Below are 20,032 nucleotides of genomic sequence, written 5' to 3'. Positions count from 1 at the left end.
CACAAGTTTGGAAGAATATATAGCCCTTGTTGAAGATTGGATAGAGTTTTACAATACAAAACGCATAAAAAACAGGAAGAGAACTTAATCCCTTCCTGTTAAGCGTTTTTTTATTGAGTGTCCCAAATGGGGTTCACTTCAGAATGGCCCTTTTTTTCGGTGGAGTTTTCGCTACGCGAAAGTGAAGTTTGCGATGGCAAGTGAAGTGCAAGGCATAGCCTTGCGTGAAGTTTGCGTTCGCAAGTCGTGGTGAAAATTGACGCTTGCCGACAAGGGGGAAAGGAGACTATGCCTCTACCGATGGGATCCATCGATAAACTCGGGATGACGTGAACCGATGGGCGAAAGGTTTATTTTGGAAGCCATTTGTAAATCTTAAAATTTGGAGGTAAAAAACAGTTGACAGGACGAGGGGAGTATGGTAGGATAGGAGAGAAGTAGAAGTTCTCACCTTCGCCTACGGCAAAAGGTTTCTTAAACAAGTCATTCTCCCAAAAGGGGTATATTGTTTGGATTCGGGTAACTTCTATTACCCGATTTTTTTTGGAGGAAAGGATTATAAAAGACTATCTTGTGAACGAGCAAATTACCGACAGTTCGGTGCGCGTCATCGCCGAGGACGGTAACACGTTGGGTATCATGACCATCTCTCAAGCGCTCGAAGTGGCCCAAGCCAAAGGGTTGGACCTCGTGAAAGTGGGCGACGGCAATCCCGCGACCTGCAAATTGATGGACTACGCCAAGTATCGCTACGATACCATTAAGAAAGAGAAAGAAGCCCGTAAAAATCAAAAAATAGTCAAGATAAAAGAAGTGCAGCTGAGTATCGGCATCGAACTCGGGGATATGAAGACCAAGGCCAAGAAAGCCAACGAGTTCATCGCGGACGGCGATAAGGTGCAGGTGGTCATACGACTGCGCGGAAGACAAAACAAACGTCCCGAACTGGGGCTCAAGGTCATGAGCGACTTTGCGGCCATGGTGGAGGGCGCGGTGATAGAGCAAGGCCCCAGTCAGGAGGGAAATACCCAACGAATGGTGCTGGCGCCCGTCAAAAAGAAATAAGAAAATCTACATGGAGGTAGCATTATGCCTAAAATGAAATCGCACAGTGGTGCAGGCAAACGGTTCCGCGTGACTAAAAACGGCAGAATCAAAAGAGCGAAAATGGGTAAGAATCACATTCTCACCAAGAAAGAGACCAAGAGAAAACGCGGGTTGCGTCAAGGCGGCTACGTGGATAAGGCCTTCGAAGGCACTATCCGCAATATGTTGCCCAAGGACTAATGGAGGTGGAGTATGAGAATTAAGAGAGCCGTAAACGCAGTAAAGAAAAGAAGAAAAATCATGAAGCTCGCGAAGGGCTACTGGGGTGGTAAATCCAAACTCTACAGAGTGGCGCGCGAAGCCGTCATGAAGAGCCAACAGTACGCTTACGTCGGCCGCAAGAACAAGAAGAGAGATTTCCGCAGACTGTGGATCGCGCGTATCAACGCCGCCGCTCGTCAAAACGGTTTGTCTTACAGCCGCTTTATGTACGGTCTGGGCCAATCGGGTATCACCTTGAACCGCAAGGTGCTGGCGGACATTGCCGTGAAAGATCCCCAAGGTTTCACCGAGCTTTGCAATAAGGCGAAGGCCGCGCTGTAAGAAAAGATTGCCCGAATACGTCCCGCAAGGGACAATCGGCAACCGATAAAGTATAGTGGGGGTTGTCATGGGCAACCCCCTTTTGATACCTATGGAAGTAATCACCTCGATATCCAATAATCGCGTGCGCGAGTTGCGCGCGTTGTACACCAAGAAAGGCCGCGACGAAACGGGGCTTTATGTATTGGAAGGGGTGAATATTGTGAAGGATATACCCGTGGGGCAAGCGGTGAAGGCCTATTACCTCGCGGAAAGCAAGGCGCGGGAGTTGGCCTTTGTCCTAAAGGACAAAAACGCCGAAGCGTACGTCTTGGCCGACGACCTTCTTGCGAGAGTGGCCGAGACCGTGACGCCCTCGGGCGTGGTGGCCGTACTGCCGAAACCCGACCACGGGGAAGGGTGGAAGACCGCCTCGAAACTGCTGGTGCTGGACGGCGTGGCCGACCCCGGCAACGTGGGAACTATGCTGCGGACCGCCATCGCCGCGGGGTATGAGGACGTGCTCGTGATAGGCGGCGCGGACGCGTATAGCCCCAAAGTGACGAGGGCGAGTATGGGCGGTATCTATCGCCTGAGAGTGTACCAACCCAAGGCGGTGGATCCCGCCGACCTCGGGCAAACGGTGTACCTGTTGGATATGGAGGGCGAGACCGTCCAAGACGTCGTGCCCACCGTCCCGTACGCTTTGGTGGTGGGGAGCGAGGCCAAAGGCGCGTCGGACGAAATGCGCCGCCGCGCAGACCGCGTGGTATCCATCCCGATGGCGGGGGGTATTGAGAGCCTGAACGTCGCCGTGGCCGCCGCCATAGGTATGTATCAACTGAACTTTAACGCCGAAAAGGCAAAGAGATAAGCGAATAGGAGGAGAGTATGTCCGGACATAGCAAATGGCACAATATACAGGCCAAAAAAGGTAAGAGCGACGCCGCTCGCAGTAACGCCTTTACCAAAATCGGTAGAGAAATCGCCATCGCCGTGAAACAAGGCGGCGCCAACCCCGACAGCAACAGCAGACTGCGCGACGTCATCGCGAAAGCCAAGGCCGCCAATATGCCAAACGATAATATCAAGCGTAGTATCCAAAAGGCCAGCGGCGAGGGTATGAGCGTCAACTACGAAGAGTGCACCTACGAAGGATATGCTTCGGGCGGTGTGGCCGTCATCGTAGAGGCTTTGACCGACAATAAAACCCGTACCGTCAATAACGTGCGCCACCTTTTCGATAAGTGCGGCGGACAAATGGGCAACAACGGCTGCGTGAGTTATATGTTCACCAAGCAAGGCACCATCCTCGTGGATAAGACCGGCCTCGACGAGGACGACTTGATGATGATGGCCTTGGACGCGGGCGCCGAAGACGTGGTGACCGACGACGAAGTGTACGAAGTGGTGACCGCTCCCGCAGATTTCAGCGCGGTGCGCGAAGCCCTCGAAGAGAAAGGTCTGACCATCGTGTCCGCCGAGATCGAAATGGTGCCCCAAAACACCGTGACCCCCGACGAAGAGACCGCGAAGAAGATCATTCGTTTGATCGACCTTCTGGAAGACGACGACGACGTGCAGAACGTGTGGCACAACGCCGAACTTCCCGAGGAGGACGAGGAAGAATAGTATGGTCATAATGGGTATAGACCCCGGCTTGGAGCGGGTGGGATACGGCGTGATAAACGCCGAGAGTGGCAACAAGTTTGCCCTGATTGACTATGGAATAGTCAAGACGCCCGCGCATACGCCCACCGTGGAGCGGTTGGCGCTTATCGAGACGGGATTGACCCAATTATTCGAAAAATATCACCCCCAAGAGGTGGCTTTGGAGGAGTTGTTTTTTACGAAAAACATCACGACGGGTATCGTCGTGGCCGAAGCCCGCGGGGTGATCATGTTGACCGCACACAAGTTGTGCGGCAACCTTTTTGAGTATACGCCCAACCAAATTAAGCAGGCCATCACGGGTTGGGGCGGCGCGGAAAAGCCGCAAATACAGCAGATGGTCAAGTTTTATCTGAAAATGAAGGACATTCCCAAACCCGACGACGCCGCGGACGCTTTGGCCGTGGCTATCACGCACGCGCAGACGGGTGTGCTCGGGGGGATGTTCGGCATCAGGTAGGAGGCAGTATGTACGCGTATATTTCGGGCACTTTGGCGGATATGCAGGAAGGGGTGGTTATCGTAGATAACCACGGTATCGGCTACGAGATAGGGGTGAGCAATTCCACCTTGGCCGCGTTGCCGCCCATCGGCAAACCCGTCAAGTTGTATATCTATCACAATATAAAGGAAGACGAGGAAGCCCTCTACGGCTTCGGGACGCCCGCCGAGAAAAATATGTTTTGCAAATTGGTGGCCGTGTCGGGCGTGGGGCCCAAGTTGGCCTTGTCCGTGCTGAGCGGAATAAGCGTGCAGTCCTTGTCCACCTGCATTTTGACGGGGGACGTGAAGAGCCTCGCCAAGATAAAGGGCATCGGCAAGAAGACCGCCGAAAGGATCGTCCTCGAACTCAAAGAAAACGTGGGCGAGGACAGCGTGCTGTTGACCTCGGCGGCGACGGGGACAACTGCCGTCAATATGCCCGTGGATAACGCGTCTGCGGACGCTATCGCCGCCCTCGAAAGTATGGGGTTGGCGCGTTCGGACGTGTACGAAACGGTGCTGCGGGCGCGGCAGACGACGGACGATACCGCCGAGATCATCCGCATCGTGTTGAAAAATTGGAAACGCATTTAGTGGGGGAAAGGTATGGACGAACTGTTCGCAAGCAGTATGGAAAGCTACGAAGAGCGCGAGGAGAACGAACTCAGACCTCGCACGATGGCCGAGTACGTGGGACAAAGCAAGATAAAGGCGAATTTGTCCGTCTTTATCCACAGCGCGAAAAAGCGCGGTGAGAGCCTCGACCACGTGCTGTTGTACGGTCCTCCCGGCCTCGGCAAAACCACGTTGGCCAATATCATCGCCAACGAGATGGATTCGCATATCAAGATAACGTCTGGCCCCGCCATCGAAAAGGCCGTGGACCTGGCGGCGCTTTTGACCAACCTCGAAGAAGGGGACGTGCTGTTTATCGACGAAATACACCGCCTCAATCATACGGCGGAGGAAATGCTGTACCCCGCGATGGAGGATTACAGCATTGATTTTATGGTGGGAAAAGGCCCGACCGCAAGAAGCGTGCGTATGAGCCTGCAACACTTTACCTTGATCGGCGCGACCACCCGCGCGGGTATGTTGACGGGACCTTTGCGCGACCGCTTCGGCATAACCTGCCGCTTGGAATTGTATTCGCCCGAAGAATTGACCTTGATCGTGCAACGCTCGGCAAGACTGTTGAATATGCAGATAGACTACGAAGCCGCCTACGAGGTGGCCCGAAGAAGCAGGGGTACGCCCCGTATCGCCAACACGCTGTTGAAGCGGGTGCGCGATTTCGCCGAGTACGCGGGCAGCAAAGTCATCAATATCAAACACGCCAAAGAGGCGTTGGCCGCCTTGGATATAGACGAGATGGGTCTGGACTACGTGGACAGGCGCATTTTGACCTCTATCATAGAGAAGTACAACGGAGGCCCCGTCGGGTTGGAGACCTTGGCGGCGTCTACGGGCGAGGACGCGGGCACCATCGAAGACGTGTACGAGCCGTATCTGTTGCAGTTGGGGTATATTGCGCGCACCCCCCGCGGACGCGTGGCGCTGTTGCCCGCCTATACGCATTTGGGCAAGACCGTGAGCGCAAGAATGCTGGAAACCCTGCAATCCTGGGAGAATAAGGCGACGGACGAGGACGATGAAGACTAAGGATTTTTGGTACGACCTGCCCAAGGAATTGATCGCGCAGCATCCCGTGGAACCGCGGGATAGTTCGCGTATGCTGGTGTATCACCGCGAGGGCGGCGAGATAGAGCATAGGCACTTCTACGACCTGCCCGCGTACCTAAAGGCGGGGGACGTGTTGGTGCTGAACGATACCAAGGTCATTCCGGCAAGGCTGTACGGACACCGCGCGGGCTGCGAGGGAAACGTGGAATGCCTGCTGTTGAAACGGCTGAATTATACCGATTGGGAGTGCATTGCTAAGCCCGCCAAGAAGTTGAAGGTGGGGGTGGAAGTCGTGTTCTCGGACGAGTTAAGGGCCACGGTGGTGGGCTTCGGCGAGGAAGGGATACGCATCGTCCGCTTCGCGTTCGAGGGTGTGTTCGAGGATATATTGGACCGCGTGGGCAATATGCCCTTGCCCCCGTATATCACCGAGAAGTTGGAGAATAAAGACCGCTATCAAACGGTGTACAGCCGTGAGCGCGGCTCGGCCGCCGCGCCGACCGCGGGATTGCATTTTACGCCCGAATTGCTCGAAAAGATAGAGGGTATGGGCGTGGAGATCGCCAAGGTGCTGTTGCACGTGGGCTTGGGTACGTTCCGTCCCGTCAAAGAGGACGATATACTCGAACACAAAATGCACAACGAATACTACAACGTGCCCCAAGTGGCGGCGGACGTCATCAATCGTGCCAAGGCCGAGGGGCGGCGCGTGATTTGCGTGGGTACTACGAGCGTGCGGACGTTGGAGAGCGCGGCGGACGAGACCGGCAACGTGAAGGCGGGCGCGGGCAATACCGAGATATTCATCTATCCCGGCTACCAATGGAAAGTGGTGGACGGGTTGATCACCAACTTCCACCTGCCCGAAAGCACCCTCATCATGCTGGTGAGCGCGTTGCTCGGCAGAGAGGAGACCTTGCGTGTGTACGACGTCGCGGTGAAAGAGAAATATCGGTTTTTCTCCTTCGGCGACGCGTGCTTGTTCCTGTAGGGAGCAAATAGGCGGCGGTGCCACCGTGAATTGCAACTTCGTTGCGTTGCGGTGGGAAACGGGCGAGAAAGAAAAAAGTTCGGATATGTTTAGGTTGGTTTAAGGAAATCAACGTATGATGAGATAGGATTAGGTTAGGACCGTATGGAAAGCAAGTTCAAGTATGAAATAATACACGTCGATAAGCAGACGGGGGCGAGAGTGGGCCGATTGACCACCCCGCACAGCGTGATAGATACGCCCGTCTTTATGCCCGTGGGTACGGCGGCGACCGTGAAGGCGCTAAGTCCCGAGGAATTGGAAGAGTTGGGCGCGCAGATCATTTTGTCCAATACGTACCACCTCTTTTTGCGCCCCGGCACCGAGATATTGCGCAAAGTGGGCGGCGTGCATAAGTTTATGAATTGGAAGCGAAGCCTGTTGACCGACAGCGGCGGCTTTCAGGTATTCAGCCTGTCCAAAACGCGCAAGATAAGAGAGGAGGGCGTGGAGTTCGCGTCCATCATCGACGGCAGCAAACAGTTCATCAGCCCCGAAGTGAGCATCGACATTCAAAACGCCATCGGATCGGATATTATGATGGCTTTCGACGAGTGTACGCCCCCGGGGGTGAAATACGAGTATGCGCGAGAGGCGATGGACAGGACCTTGCGTTGGCTGGAGCGGTGCTACAAAGTGAGCGAACATAACCCCGACCAAATGCTCTTCCCCATCATCCAAGGCAATATGTTCGCCGACCTACGGGTGGAGAGCGCCGTTCGTACGGCCGAATTCGCGCGGTGCGGTATCGCCATCGGCGGGTTGTCCGTGGGCGAGCCCAAGCCCGTGATGTACGAAATGTTGGAAATCATGCGCCCCTATTATCCCGACAATATGCCCCGCTATTTGATGGGCGTGGGGAGCGTGGACTGCATAGTGGAAGGCGTGGTGCGCGGTATCGATATGTTCGACTGCGTGTTGCCTACGCGTATCGCCCGAAACGGCACGGCGATGACCATGAAGGGCAATCTGACCATCCGCAACGCGCGCTACAAGGACGACCTGCGCCCCGTGGAAGAGGGGTGCGATTGCTACTGCTGCCGTAATTATACGAGGGCGTACGTGCGCCACCTCATCAATACGGACGAAATATTCGGCGGGCGGCTGCTGTCTATCCACAATATCCATTGCCTGATGCGGCTGACCGAAAAGATACGCGAGGCCATCATGCAAGACAGTTTGCTCGACTTCCGCAACGACTTCTTCGCCGTGTGGCGGGAGAAGGCCGAGGAAGATAGGTAAAGCAGGCGAGAAAGGCCGTTTTTCGCCCGAATCGGCGAAGAAAAGCGGGTATTGTGCGAAAAATATGTTGTATTTGCACCCGAAATGGTGTACAATAGAAACAATCAAGATAAGGAGATAGAAAATGAAATTGTTAAGTTTGGCATGGATGTTGGCCGACGGCGCCGCCGCCACGGGTACGGGTACCGGCACGGGCAACAATAAAATGAGCATCGTCTTCATCGTCGTATTGGGCGTGGCCATCGTGGCAATGGTCTTTCTGACCATCTTGCCCAACAAGAGAAGACAAAAAGATTATCAAAGAATGCAGGACGAATTGCGCGAGGGTACGCGCATCATGACCATCGGTCGTATGGTCGGCACCGTGAAAAAGGTCAACGCCGACGGCAAAACCCTCGAAGTGGACGTGGGTACGCCCGAGCAACCCGTCGTGATCACCATTAGCCGTGAGGCCGTGGGTATCAATCTGGACGCCCAAGAGGCCGCGCAACAGGCGAGAGAAGTGAAACACGTGGACGTTGACGCGCCGCAAACTCCCAAGAACGAAAAGGTGGAAGGCACCGAGTCCTTGGGCGAAGAGAAGAGCGAAATGCCCGAAGAAAAGCCCGCTGTGACGGACGACGACGCAATCTGAGAAACGAAAACAAATCGCCCCTTTCCCGATGGAGAGGGGCGTTTTTTTGCCTGCGGCGGAGAAATCCAAGGCTGTGCCTTGGGAGAAATCCGTGCGTTCGCACGGGTGAAATCCGCCTATGGCGGGATATGGGCGCGGCGTGGGTTCGTGCCTCGGCTTAGGGGATATTTCCGCTTCGCTATGCTTCGGCCGATACGACGTGCTAAATAAGTGCCCCTACCGAGAGGGAATTGTAGGGTGCGTTACAGCGAAGCCGCAAAAACTTTGCGATAGCGAGCGTGGGGCGAACGATAACGTGCTACGCGCGGGAGCGTTGCCTATGGCAACGAGTGGGGCGCTTGGCGTGGGAAAGCGTGCGAAGGTTGACGGCGAGAACGCCCGAGAAAACGCCCGAAGCGAGTCCCAAGAGAAAGTCGAAGACGGTGACGTCCGTAAAGAGCGGTCGTCCCGCCAAAAGAGAGAAGACCGAGAAGCCCAAAACAGTGAAGAGAAGTCCCGTGACGGCGCCCAAGACGAGACCGAAACGCCCCGAACGGAAGCCTACGACGGCGCCTACGGCGAGGGATAGCACTTTGACCACTTGGTTGAGGGCGGTGGCGACCGACTGGGTGACGCCCGTGTATTTGACGACGACGGCGATGAGCAGCACGGCGACCAGGTTGGTGAGAAGCGCGACGGCAAGCGCCCTGACGACGTCTAAGATAGCATTGGCGATAGTTTTCTTTTCCATAATAATATCCTCCGATTGGTCTAAAATATGTCGGTGCTCGGTCAAATATGAAAAAATGGGCGCATCGAAGGGAAAAGCGCAGAAAAAAGTGTGAGATATAAATTTTATTTATATCGTTTTGATTGACTTGGGGGGACTCTTTATATATAATTATTTAGTACACAATAAAATAGGAGGCTATTTTAGTGAATAAAACGAAAGCAATAGTGGTGTTATCCATCATTAGCGTGCTGATTGTACTTGGCATAGTGTTCGGTTTTATGTCCCTCGACAACGGTCAGTTGGGCATTTACGACTATGTGGCTTATCCCAAAAACATTTCGTTGGGCCTGGATCTGAAGGGCGGCGTCTACGCCGTGTTCGAGCCCCGTTCGACCGACGTTGAAAATTTGGAAGGCAGAATGCAAGGCACCGCCGACAGCTTGGAGGATATGCTCTTCGACAAGGGCTTCACCGAGGCAGTGGTAACATTAGAGAACAACAACACCCGTATCCGTGTGGAAGTGCCCGACGTGGACGATCCCGAGACCATTTTCACCTTGATAGGGCAACCCGCCTCTTTGGCGTTCAGCTCGGCAGGTAGCGGCGAGGAACTCACCGAAGAAAACACCTACGTGACCGGTGAATACGTGGAAAACGCATACGTCAGTTACGACAGCGACAGCGGCTACGTGGTCGCCCTCGAATTCAACAACGTGGGTGCAACCCTGTTTGCGAAAGCCACCGAGGAGCGTCTCAACAAGGCCTTGAACATCTGGATCAACGGCGAATGGAAATTGGGCCCCACCGTCAACTCGGTGATCGCCAACGGCAGAGCCATCATCACCGGTAACTACACCTACGAAGAGGCCAATAACCTGGCCATCAGCATCCAAGCGGGCGCCTTCGACGTGGAGTTGACCATGGTGGAGTCGAACACGATCTCTCCCTCGCTCGGTACCAACAGCGTGAAGACGAGCGTCATCGCCGGTCTCATCGGCTTGGCCTTGGTCATCGTGTTCATGGTGGTGTTCTACCGCTTGCTGGGCGTGGCGGCGAGCATTGCCTTGTTGTTCTACTCGACCTTCTATATCTTCTTTATGAGCATCTTCCCCTGGGTGCAACTCACCTTGGCCGGTATCGCGGGCGTTATCCTGTCTATCGGTATGGCCGTGGACGGCAACATCGTCGTCTTCTCGCGTATCCGCGATGAGTTCCGCCTAGGACAGGCCGTGAGTATGGGCGTGCATCCCGCCATCCAACAGGGCTTCAAGCGTGCGACGCCCGCCATTATCGACGGCAACGTGACCACCATTTTGGGTTGTATCGTCATGTTGTTCGTGGGCGGCAGTTCCATCAAGAGTTTCGCCATCACGTTGATGATCGGTATCATTATCTCCATGTTTACGGTGCTGTTGATATCGCGCGTGTTGGTGTATAGCATCTACGCCTTGGCGGGCAATAAGCCCAAGTGGTACAGCTTGCCCGTGGCCGATGGCGCAGGCGAAGCAACCGAAAGTGCCCAAGTCGCGGAGGAAACCGCAACCCAAGCGGAAACCAACGAAGGAGGTGCCGACGATGAGTAAGAAGAAATTTAATTTGATGAATATCGGTTCTAACCTCAAAGTCGCGGGTAAGTGGAATATTTACCTCTTGGTGCCCGCCGTCATCGTGTTGGCCGCTATCATTGCTTTCAGTATTTTTGCGGCGGTCAATCACACCGCGCAACAAGGTATGAACCTCGGTCTGGACTTCACCGGCGGTACGGCGTTGACCGTGAAAGTCGGGCGTGACCTCACCGACCAAGAGTTCCAAGACGTCAGCAAGGCTTTCGTGAAAATCATCGAGGACAAAGGCTTCTCGGCCTCCGAACCCCAAAAGACGGGCGTCAATGAGGAAACCGCCGTGTACATCAAGTACTTCAACGCCGCCGAGGACGACGACAAGTTGGGCGACCTCAATAACGAAATCGTCAACGAAGTGGCCGTCAAAGCAACCGAGATGGGCTACGACGTGAATAACAGCAGCGAGGATATCAGTTGGCAAGCCATTTCGGCCGGCAGCGCCAAGCGCTTGGTGCGTCAAGCCATCATCGCCATCGTGATCACATGGGCGTTGGTCCTTCTGTACGTCATCATCCGTTTCGAGTTGTGGAGCGGTATCGCGGCCCTCATCGCCTTGATGTTCGACGTCATCGTGATGACCAGCTTGACCATCCTCTTCCACGTGCCCGTGAACAGCACCTTCGTCGCCGCCTTGATCACCATCGTTGCGTATTCGATCAACAATACCATCATCGTGTTCGACCGCGTGCGTGACCACGTGAAGAATAAGGGTACCACCATCACCGCCGAGAATATCGGCTTCGAGGTGGATAGCGCCGTGCAAGAGACCACGGGTAGAAGTATCGCCACCACCATCACGACTATGTTGACCGTCATCGTGCTGTGCATCATCGGCGTGGACGCCGTGCGCGAGTTCTGCCTGCCCGTAATCTTCGGCTTGCTGTCGGGCGTCTTCACGAGCTTGTTCATCGCGCCGAGCTTGTACGTGGCAATGCGTATGTCTTGGTTCCGTCGCAAGGCCAAGAACGCCGGCTACGAGAACGTGGCGGCGGTGAAAACGAATGCGAGTGCGCCCGCTAAACCCGCCAAGAAGAAAAAGAAAGTGGCGGCGAACGTGACGCATAAGTACAAGAGAAAGTAAACACAAAGAAAGCGGCTGCGGCCGCTTTTTTTGTGGAGAGAGCAAGGTACGGACTTGGGGAAAATCCGCTCTGCCGAACGGGCGAAATCCGCTTGAACCGCGAGCGGGTGAAACGGGTGATAAAATGGACAAGTGGCGGTTGACAGAAAGCCGAGCGAGAATTATAATATACATATAATAGTTATTTGTAGTTCGCTATGCGTGCGCGATAATAATAGGTGCGTGCGCGTGTGCGTTGGAACGATAGGAGCAGTATGGAAATAAAAGAATTGTCGAAATTGTTGGGCGTGCATCCCGAAATCGTGAAGTTGCTGGAAGACCGCGGTGTGACGACGGTCGACGAGGCGAAAAAGTTTTTGTATCCCGCCTTGGAAGATATGCACCCCGCCGCGGGTATATTGCATATCGACGAAGCGGTTGCGCGCATCAACGAGGCTATCGAAGCGGGCGAACGAATATTGATATTCGGCGACTACGACTGCGACGGTATCTGCGCGACCACCATTTTGACCTTGTTTTTGCGGGGAAAAGGCGCGGACGTCGTGTACTATATTCCCAGACGGCAGGACGGCTACGGATTGTCCGAAACAGCCGTTGAAAAAGTGATAGAAACCTATAATCCCGACCTCATCGTGACCGTGGACTGCGGTATTACCTCGGTGGAGGAAGTGGCCTACGTCTTCGACCTCGGCGTAGATATCGTGGTGACCGACCACCATGAGCCGCTGGCGGAACTGCCCGATTGCGTGGCGGTCAATCCCAAGTTGGGAGAGGACGAGGCCTTGCGCAACCTGTGCGGCGCGGGCGTGGCGATGAAATTGGTGGAGGCGATGTCGGATAAGGCGACCGCCGACGAGTATCTGGATTTGGCGGCCTTGGCGACCGTGGCCGACGTGATGCCCCTCTTGGGTGAAAATCGCGTGATCGTGTACTACGGATTGAAAGCGTTGAACGCTTGCAAACGCAAGGGGTTGGCCGCTTTGATAAAGTCGTGCGAGTTGGACGGGGAAGTGACCGCGGGCGATATCGGCTACCGCATCGCGCCCCGTATCAACGCGTTGGGGCGGCTGAACGACGACGCCGACGTGGTGGAACTCTTTTTGACCGAGGACGACTTTGTGGTGCGCGAATTGGTGGAGAAAATCAACGCCGCCAATACCGCAAGACAGGCCCTGACCAAACAGATGGCCGCCGCCGCCAAGGAGAAATTGAAAGATTACGATTTGATGGAACGCCGCGTGATCGTGCTGTGGGACGACAAGTGGGAGTCGGGAGTGCTGGGCTTGGTGGCTGCAAGGTTGGTGCAGGAATTCGGCCGCCCCGTCGTGCTGTTGTCCAACGTGGGCGACGCCTTTAAGGGGAGCGCGCGGAGTATCGAAGGCGTGAATATCGTGCAGGCGCTCACCGCCGTGGAAAACAGAATGGTGCAATTCGGCGGACACGCGGGCGCGGCGGGTATGAGCGTGAAACGCGAAAACCTCAACGCCTTTGCGGACGACTTGAACGACTACTTGCGAAAGACCTACCCCGACGACGCGTTCGTACCCCAACGAAAGGCGGATATACGCTACGACAAACAAAGTATGCAGGCGGCCTTTTTTGCCGATTTGCAACGGTTGGAACCCTTTGGCGAGGGAAACCCGACGCCCAAGTTCGTGGTGCCGAGCGAGGGTTGCTCGTTGGCGCGGATAGGCGAGACCGAACACGTGAAGAGCAAACTATCCCCCGAGGTCGAGTTGATTGCCTTCGGCGGATTGCATTTGCTGACCGCTTTGCGCTCGGGCGCAAGTTTCGACTACTATTGCGATTGGGGGTACCGCACGTATCAAAATCGCCGCTATATTCAGTTGTCTGTGTCGGACGTCGTGACCGCGGGGTGCGAGAAACTGCGCGACAGCGCGCCCGCCTTCGGCAACTATTTGAAGACCATATTGTATCCGCCCCAAGAAGTGGGCGTGCGTATGTCCGACGTGAAGAAAGAAATCGCCGACCTCAAAGGGGCATTCGGCGTGCTGTTCGTGGCGTTCGGGGCAAAGAGCGCGCAAAACTTCATGAAAGAGTTGCTCTTGGCCGGCAAGCGCGACCTCTTGAAACGGCTGGCGGTGGGTAAGACCGAGGATAATCCCCTCAATACCTTGCTGGTCGCGCCGACGGACACGGCGGGGTGGCGGTACTACAGCAGTATCGTATTCCTCGACGCGCCCTTGTCCAAGGGGTATTTGGCTTACGTGGGTAGCAAAGCGCCCAACCCAGAGTTGGTGCTGTTGCGGCAATACGGCTTCCTCGACGAAATCGCGAAGTTGCACCTGACGGAGACGGACGTGCAAGCCACCCTTCGTGGAATGCGTAGATTGGACCTGTATAAGTGCAAAACCTTGGACGACTTGTGCTACGAGATGCAACTGAAGGGCTGCTACGTGGCCGACGTGTACGCGCATTTCTATATACTGTACGAGTTGGGCGTGATACAGGTGGGGCAGGGCTTCCGCCTGCAGATCCGCGAAACGGCATTCGACCTCGCGGCGTCACGCGTGTATAATACGCTGAACAAATTGAGAGGAACCCTATGAAAATAGTGATACAACGAGTAAAATACGCCACCTGCCGCGTGGACGGCGAAGTGGTGGGGAAGATAGAAAACGGCCTCTTGGTGTACGTGGGATTCGGCCCCGAAGACGGCACCAAAGAGGTGGATTGGTCGGTTGACCGCGCGTATAAAATGCGTATCTTCGAGGACGACGCGGGCAAGATGAATAAGTCCGTATTGGACGTGGCGGGAGACGTATTGTGGGTGCCCAATTTCACCTTGTATTGCGACGCGAGTTCGCGCCGCCCCTCTTTCTCGGGCGCGATGGCGTTCGGCGACGCCAAAAGCCTGTTTGATTACCTCAAACAAAGCGTGTTGAAATATACGGGAAAACCCGTGCAATGTGGGGTTTTTGGCGCGGATATGCAGATAGAGAGCATCGCGGACGGGCCGATCAACGTCGTTGTCGAAACGACAAAGTGAGTGAAGTTTTCGCCGATGCGAAAGTGAAGTTTGCGTTGCAAGTGAAGTTCAAGGCGTAGCCTTGAGTGAAGTTTGCGCTTGGCGCAAGTTGTGGTGAATAGCCTGTTGGTGAAAGTGAAAGGTGGGTGCCTCTCACAATGGGATTCCTCGATAAACTCGGAATGACGTTTATTTAATTGCGATGGGATTCTTTGGCCGAGGCTACGTTATGCGTACTGTTTGGAATAGGCAATTGGTGCAAGTGAAAGAAAAAATCACGCTATTGATAGCGTGCAATGACGATAGAAGACGACGATGAGTGAAGTGAAAGTATATGCGATATCGGGGATAGATTATACGGCGGGAGAGCAGACGGGCTACGTGTTGGCAAAGGACGGGGACGCGCTTCTGGTGGACGCGTCGGCCGACGTGAAAGACTTGACCGAAGTGTTGAAAACGGCGGGGGCAACCTTGCGGGCGATATTGGTGACGCATAGCCATTTCGACCATACCGCCAACGCCGCGCGACTGAAAGCCGCTTTTCCCCATGCCAAAGTGTACGCTTCGCCCTACACCGAAGGGATGTTGGCGGACGGAAGTTGGTGCGCGGGATTTGTGGACTATCCCACGCCCGCCTGGACGGTGGACGTGAAGGTGGAGGAAAAGACCTACGAAATAGGCGCGTTCCGCGTGCGGGCAATCTACACGCCGGGGCATACCCGTGACGGTGTGTGCTACCTCGTGGACGACGCGTATCTGGCGGCGGGCGATACCGTGATGAATGATTTGATCTGCGGCAACAGCAACCTGCCGACGGGAAATGAGAAAGAATTGTACCAAAGCGGGCAAAAATTGTGGCGGGAATCACCGCCCGAGGCCTTTATTTTGGGCGGACACGTCGCAAGATTCGACGGAGAAGATTGGACGGAATATACCCCCAAGAGTACGGTGGGCAGAGCCTCCCATCGCAATATGATCAATCGCGTATGAAATGTCGCTTGGCGTGTGAAGACGAAAAACTGTATAACGACCTGATGGACCTCGTGCGGGCCTATTATCCCTACGTCGAATGGGACGAAGCGGGCGAGGTGTTGGCGGTGTCGGCCGAGGAGACCGACCGCTATGCGGTCGAAGTGCGCTTCGGCGGGCGCGTGTGGAAGGACGAGCAATCCTGTTGGGAAGACGGCAACCCCCTGTTGCGCCTGCGGCACTATAAGTGGTTCGTCAAGAAAACCGTGTATAACGCGCTGCGGGAAACAACGGGAGTGGCCCTGCCGTACGGCAGTTTGACGGGGATCCGCCCTACCAAGTTGTATTATGAGATGCGGGACGAGGGGTTGGACTCGCACGCTATGCTTCTTGACTACTTCGGCGTGAGCGAGCGGAAAGTACGGCTCATCGAGGATATCGTAGAGGCGCAAAAGGGTATCTATAACGTGGATACCGACGCTTTCGACCACTTCGCCAATATCCCCGTGTGTCCTACGCGGTGCGCCTATTGCAGCTTTATCGCCGAGACCTACCAAAAGGTGAAAAAGCAAATGGACGACTACGCGCGTAATTTGGCGCGGGGCGTGCGCTCCTTTTTTGACCTCGGTGTGCGGCGGCGCGCTATCTACGTGGGCGGCGGTACGCCGACCTCGATACCCGACTATCAGCTGGAAGAGATACTGACTGCCTTCGACGCCAAAGGCGAGGAGTTTACGGTGGAGGCGGGTCGTCCCGAAACCATCCGCAAAGAAAACGTGGCCGTGATGAAGGCGGCGGGCGTGACGAGAGCGTCCGTCAATCCGCAGACGTTCAAAGAGGAAACCCTGCGGAAAATAGGGCGCGCTCATACGGTTCGGGATATCTACCGTGCGTATGATCTTGTCAAAGACAAGTTCGATGTCAATATGGACCTCATCGCCATGTTGCCCGACGAAACGCTGGACGACTTCGCGGCGACGTTGGAAAAGACAATTGAACTCGAGCCTGAAAATATCACCGTGCATAGTTTGTCCGTGAAACGCGGCAGCAATTTGATGCTCGCGGGTTACGACAGCGCGCAGAATAACGCCCTCGCTATGGAGATGAGCGACTATGCCTACACGCGGTTGAAAGAGGCGGGCTACGCGCCCTATTATATGTATCGGCAAAAGAACACGCAGGGCCGATTGGAAAACGTGGGCTATACGAAACGAGGAAAAGCCTGCGTGTATAACGTGGATATTATGGAAGAAACGCATTCGGTGCACGCGTCGGGCGCGGGCGCCATCAGCAAGCGCGTGTTCGCCGAGATGGGGCGGATAGAGCGGCTGTCCGAGATAAAGGAGATAAAGGGCTTCAACGAGCGGATAGAGGAAGTGTTGGAGAAAAAGAAAAGTTTTTTTGCATAAGAAAAAAGGCAAAACGCTTGACACATAAGAAAAAGTGATATAATATATCTAAGGTATAAATACCTTGCGCCGAGTTTGCCGATTCGCTTACGGCTTACATAGCGCATGGCGAATCAATAGGAGGATATAAAAATGGCAGAAGAAGTCATCAATGCAAGCGAAGAAATCAAAGAAGAAGTCGAAGTCAAAGAAGAAACGGCGGCCGAACCCGTCGTGTCCGAAAAGACCAAGATCATCCAACAATTTGCCTTGAAAGAAGGCGATACGGGAAGCCCCGAAGTGCAAGTAGCTTTGCTGACCGACCGTATCAATAAGTTGAGCGCCCACCTTGCCACGCATAAGAAAGACAACCACAGCCGTCGCGGCTTGTTGCAAATGATCGGCAAGAGAAAGAAATTGTTGGCGTATTTGAAGGCAAAAGATATCGAGAGATACAAGGCGTTGATCGCGGCCTTGGGCTTGAGAAAGTAAGGAAACGTGGGGTGCATTTTTGCACCCCCTTTTCCAAAGTGAAGAAAAACGAAGAAAACAAAAAAGAAAATATATATGCGCACAACGGATTGTGCAAACGGAGGTATTATGGAAAAGAATATCATCAAATCGTACCCCATAACGGGCGGCGAGTGCCGTATCGAGCAGATCGGCAACGCCGAAAGACGGATTTACAGCACCACGATCGGCGGTCGCCAAGTGGACGTGGAAATCGGCGCGTATTGCGGACAAGCCAACGGCAGTTGTTTGGTGCGTTGCGGCGATACGGCGGTGAACGTCAACGCCACGATGTCGGAAGCCCCGAGAGCGGGTATGGACTTCTTCCCTTTGGGTGTGGATTTCGAAGAGAAAATGTACGCCGTGGGTAAAATTCCCGGCGGGTATAAAAAGAGAGAAGGTCGCCCCAGCGACAAGGCCATCTTGGTGAGCCGCTTGATCGACCGTCCCATCAGACCCTTGTTCCCCAAAGGTCTCTTTAACGACGTGGCCGTGGTGGCTACCGCGATGTCGGTCGACCCCGATATTCCGCCCGAGGCGTACGCCATGTTGGGCTCGAGTATCGCGTTGTCCATAAGCGATATTCCATGGGCAGGTCCCACCGGTTCGGTCGTGGTGGGCATGGTGGACGGCAAGTACGTCATCAACCCCAACGCCGAAGAGCGTGAAAAATCGAGATTGCACCTCTCCTTGGCGGGCACCAAAGACGCCATCATGATGGTGGAAGCCGGCTCGAAAGAGATCACCGAGGAAGAAATGCTGGGCGCTATCCTCTTCGGTCACGAAGAGATCAAAAAGATCGTCGCCTGGATTTCGGCCATCCAAGCCGACTGCGGCAAAGAGAAGAACACCGAAATCGAAATTTACCACGTGGGCGAGGACGTGACCGAGGCCGTAAGAGCCTACGCGTCCGAAAAGATGGACTACGCCTTGGAAGCCTTCGATCGCAACGAGCGTCAAGAGCGCGAAAAAGCCCTCGATAAGGACGTCTTCGAGCACTTCGCGGAGATATTCCCCGACAGAGCCCGCGAAATCGGCGACGCGATGTACGCGATGAAGAAAGAGAAAGTGCGTCGTAAGATCTTGGATAAGGGCGTCCGTCCCGACGGTCGTGCCCTCACCGAGATCCGTCCCATCTGGTGCGAAGTGGGCGTTATGCCCAGAGTGCACGGCACGGGCGTCTTTACGCGCGGTCAAACGCAGGCCTTGACGACCTGTACCTTGGGTACCATCAGCGACGTGCAAAAGCTCGAAGGGTTGGACGACGACGTCTTCAAACGCTATATGCACCACTACAATATGCCCCCCTACAGCACGGGCGAAGCCAAACCTTTGCGCAGCCCCGGCCGTCGTGAGATCGGTCACGGCGCCTTGGCCGAGCGCGCGTTGGAACCCGTGTTGCCCAGCGAAGTGGATTTCCCCTACGCCATCCGCACGGTGAGCGAGATCTTGTCCTCTAACGGCAGTACCTCGCAAGCGTCGGTGTGCGGCTCCACTTTGGCCTTGATGGACGCGGGCGTGCCCATCAAAGCACCCGTGGCCGGTATCGCTATGGGTCTTATCAAGGACACCGAGTCGGATAAAGTGGTCGTGTTGACCGATATCCAAGGTCTCGAGGACTTCCTCGGCGATATGGACTTCAAGGTGGCGGGTACCTCGGAAGGTATCACGGCTATCCAAATGGATATCAAAATCAAGGGTATCGACGAGCAGATTCTGCGCACGGCCCTGAAACAAGCCCGCGACGGCAGATTGTTCATCTTGAAGAAGATGACCGACGTGTTGCCCGCGCCGAGACCCGAATTGAGCAAGTATGCGCCTAAGATCATCAGTTTCAGCATCGCGACCGATAAGATCAAGGACGTCATCGGTTCGGGCGGCAAGACCATCAACAAGATCATCGAGGAGACGGGCGTCAAGATCGACATCGCCGAGGACGGCACCGTGTTCATCGCCGGTATGGACAGCGAGAGTTCGGAGAAGGCCAAGAAGATCATTATGACCATCGTCAAAGACCCCGAGGTCGGCGAAGAGTACGAGACCACCGTTGCGCGTATCATCCCCATCGGCGCGTTCTGCGAATTGTGCCCCGGCAAGGACGGCATGATCCATATCAGCAAGCTCTCCAAAGAGCGCGTGGAGAAAGTGGAAGACGTGGTGAATATCGGCGACCGCGTGTTGGTGAAGGTCATCAAGATCAGCCAAAAGGGCATCGACTTGAGACTCGTCAAGAAACTGTAAGAAAACAAGATAAAAAATGCGGGCTGTCCAAAAGACAGTCCGCGTTTTTTTTTTTTTTTTATGAAATCCAAGGCGTTGCCTTGGGCGAAATCTTGCCTATGGCAAGGAGAAATCCGCTCGAACCGCGAGCGGGTGAAATCCGACGTTC

The 20,032-nt window shown here is 54.8% G+C and carries 20 protein-coding genes; 19 read left to right on the top strand and 1 reads right to left on the bottom strand.

What is annotated here, in order from left to right; all coding sequences use genetic code 11:
• The first annotated feature begins 573 nt into the window (after positions 1–573).
• From infC to yajC, 11 genes are all read left to right on the top strand, one after another.
• Entirely contained in the window at positions 574–1,065 is a 492-nt protein-coding gene (infC, locus tag II896_04410) for a translation initiation factor IF-3 (GenBank protein MBQ4443888.1), read from the top strand.
• 24 nt (positions 1,066–1,089) lie between these two features.
• Positions 1,090–1,287 (top strand): 50S ribosomal protein L35, encoded by a 198-nt coding sequence (gene rpmI / locus II896_04405; GenBank protein MBQ4443887.1) that lies wholly within the window; start codon positions 1,090–1,092, stop codon positions 1,285–1,287.
• Between the two features lie 12 nt (positions 1,288–1,299).
• Entirely contained in the window at positions 1,300–1,650 is a 351-nt protein-coding gene (gene rplT / locus II896_04400; protein MBQ4443886.1) for a 50S ribosomal protein L20, read from the top strand.
• A gap of 91 nt (positions 1,651–1,741) precedes the next feature.
• Positions 1,742–2,503, top strand: a complete 762-nt coding sequence (locus II896_04395; GenBank protein ID MBQ4443885.1) for an RNA methyltransferase — start codon at positions 1,742–1,744, stop codon at positions 2,501–2,503.
• Positions 2,504–2,520: 17 nt separating this feature from the next.
• On the top strand, positions 2,521–3,261 hold the full coding sequence (locus tag II896_04390) for a YebC/PmpR family DNA-binding transcriptional regulator (protein ID MBQ4443884.1): 741 nt from the start codon (positions 2,521–2,523) through the stop codon (positions 3,259–3,261).
• Between the two features lies 1 nt (position 3,262).
• Entirely contained in the window at positions 3,263–3,760 is a 498-nt protein-coding gene (gene ruvC, locus II896_04385; GenBank protein ID MBQ4443883.1) for a crossover junction endodeoxyribonuclease RuvC, read from the top strand.
• A gap of 8 nt (positions 3,761–3,768) precedes the next feature.
• On the top strand, positions 3,769–4,377 hold the full coding sequence (gene ruvA, locus II896_04380; GenBank protein MBQ4443882.1) for a Holliday junction branch migration protein RuvA: 609 nt from the start codon (positions 3,769–3,771) through the stop codon (positions 4,375–4,377).
• Positions 4,378–4,389: 12 nt separating this feature from the next.
• Positions 4,390–5,445, top strand: a complete 1,056-nt coding sequence (gene ruvB, locus II896_04375) for a Holliday junction branch migration DNA helicase RuvB (protein MBQ4443881.1) — start codon at positions 4,390–4,392, stop codon at positions 5,443–5,445.
• Positions 5,435–6,457, top strand: coding sequence for a tRNA preQ1(34) S-adenosylmethionine ribosyltransferase-isomerase QueA (gene queA / locus II896_04370; GenBank protein MBQ4443880.1), 1,023 nt, complete (start codon positions 5,435–5,437; stop codon positions 6,455–6,457). The genes ruvB and queA overlap by 11 nt, the downstream gene beginning before the upstream one ends.
• A gap of 144 nt (positions 6,458–6,601) precedes the next feature.
• A complete protein-coding gene (tgt, locus tag II896_04365; protein MBQ4443879.1) occupies positions 6,602–7,738 on the top strand; it encodes a tRNA guanosine(34) transglycosylase Tgt in 1,137 nt (378 codons plus the stop codon).
• Positions 7,739–7,862: 124 nt separating this feature from the next.
• The gene (gene yajC, locus II896_04360; protein ID MBQ4443878.1) at positions 7,863–8,372 is read left to right on the top strand and encodes a preprotein translocase subunit YajC; all 510 of its coding nucleotides are present in this window, start codon (positions 7,863–7,865) and stop codon (positions 8,370–8,372) included.
• Between the two features lie 298 nt (positions 8,373–8,670).
• Here the strand turns inward: yajC and II896_04355 are convergent, their stop codons facing one another.
• Entirely contained in the window at positions 8,671–9,102 is a 432-nt protein-coding gene (locus II896_04355) for a TIGR04086 family membrane protein (GenBank protein ID MBQ4443877.1), read from the bottom strand.
• 185 nt (positions 9,103–9,287) lie between these two features.
• Here II896_04355 and secD point away from each other — a divergent pair, with 185 nt between their 5' ends.
• The 8 genes from secD (at position 9,288) to II896_04315 (ending at position 19,884) form a co-directional block, all read left to right on the top strand.
• On the top strand, positions 9,288–10,667 hold the full coding sequence (secD, locus tag II896_04350) for a protein translocase subunit SecD (GenBank protein ID MBQ4443876.1): 1,380 nt from the start codon (positions 9,288–9,290) through the stop codon (positions 10,665–10,667).
• Entirely contained in the window at positions 10,660–11,787 is a 1,128-nt protein-coding gene (gene secF, locus II896_04345; GenBank protein MBQ4443875.1) for a protein translocase subunit SecF, read from the top strand. The genes secD and secF overlap by 8 nt, the downstream gene beginning before the upstream one ends.
• A 254-nt stretch (positions 11,788–12,041) precedes the next feature.
• Complete coding sequence (gene recJ / locus II896_04340) at positions 12,042–14,357, top strand: single-stranded-DNA-specific exonuclease RecJ (protein ID MBQ4443874.1); 2,316 nt, start codon at positions 12,042–12,044, stop codon at positions 14,355–14,357.
• Positions 14,354–14,797: a D-tyrosyl-tRNA(Tyr) deacylase gene (gene dtd / locus II896_04335; GenBank protein MBQ4443873.1), complete on the top strand. Its 444-nt coding sequence runs from the start codon at positions 14,354–14,356 to the stop codon at positions 14,795–14,797. The genes recJ and dtd overlap by 4 nt, the downstream gene beginning before the upstream one ends.
• 294 nt (positions 14,798–15,091) lie before the next feature.
• Entirely contained in the window at positions 15,092–15,766 is a 675-nt protein-coding gene (locus II896_04330; GenBank protein ID MBQ4443872.1) for an MBL fold metallo-hydrolase, read from the top strand.
• Complete coding sequence (gene hemZ, locus II896_04325) at positions 15,763–17,154, top strand: coproporphyrinogen dehydrogenase HemZ (GenBank protein ID MBQ4443871.1); 1,392 nt, start codon at positions 15,763–15,765, stop codon at positions 17,152–17,154. Before II896_04330 ends, hemZ begins: the two co-directional genes overlap by 4 nt.
• Positions 17,155–17,286: 132 nt before the next feature.
• Positions 17,287–17,625 (top strand): 30S ribosomal protein S15, encoded by a 339-nt coding sequence (gene rpsO / locus II896_04320; protein MBQ4443870.1) that lies wholly within the window; start codon positions 17,287–17,289, stop codon positions 17,623–17,625.
• 108 nt (positions 17,626–17,733) lie between these two features.
• On the top strand, positions 17,734–19,884 hold the full coding sequence (locus II896_04315) for a polyribonucleotide nucleotidyltransferase (GenBank protein ID MBQ4443869.1): 2,151 nt from the start codon (positions 17,734–17,736) through the stop codon (positions 19,882–19,884).
• Positions 19,885–20,032: the final 148 nt, after the last annotated feature.

Source organism: Clostridia bacterium (genome assembly GCA_017394805.1).
GTDB lineage: Bacteria > Bacillota > Clostridia > Christensenellales > CAG-1252 > RUG14300.
This window is presented reverse-complemented; position numbering and strand designations above follow the sequence as displayed.